This window comes from Pseudomonas sp. SMV71 (genome assembly GCF_052042015.1).
In the GTDB taxonomy this organism is placed as follows: Bacteria; Pseudomonadota; Gammaproteobacteria; order Pseudomonadales; family Pseudomonadaceae; genus Aquipseudomonas.
The window spans coordinates 1-453 of the sequence record NZ_JBKGGU010000060.1; the positions used below are offsets into that span (position 1 = coordinate 1).

The 453-nt window shown below is 64.9% G+C and carries 1 pseudogene; it reads right to left on the minus strand.

Annotated features, from left to right (window positions below):
• Nucleotides 1-453: pseudogene (locus ACLEJQ_RS25770) on the minus strand (RHS repeat-associated core domain-containing protein); the annotation flags it as partial.

Sequence of the window (453 nt, forward strand, 5' to 3'; positions counted from 1 at the left end):
CGTTGCTCGACCAGGCGATCCCCGGCATCCCAGGCAAACCGATAGCTTTCGCCATTCTCATTGACCAACGCTTGCAGCCGGCCAAAGCCGTCATAGGCAAACTGCACCTGCCGGCCGTGGGCATCGGTGCGTTGGCGCACCTGGCCGCGGCGGTTGTGCTGGTAATGCGTGGTGTGGCCGGCCGGGTCGGTGTAGCCGGTGAGCTGGCCGGCGGCGTCGCGCTGATAGTGCTCGGTGCGGCCGTCCGGCAACTGGCTGCTGAGCAGCCGTCCCTGGGCGTCGTAGCTGAACTGGGTGCGCTCGCCGAGGGCATCGGTGATGGTTTGCAAATAGCCGCGCGAGTCGTAGCGAAAGCGCGTCGGGTAACCCGAGCAATCGATGTGCTCGACGAGTTGGCCGAACGGGTTCCAGCGCAGTTTCTTGCTTTTGCCGGTGGCATCGATGATCTCGACC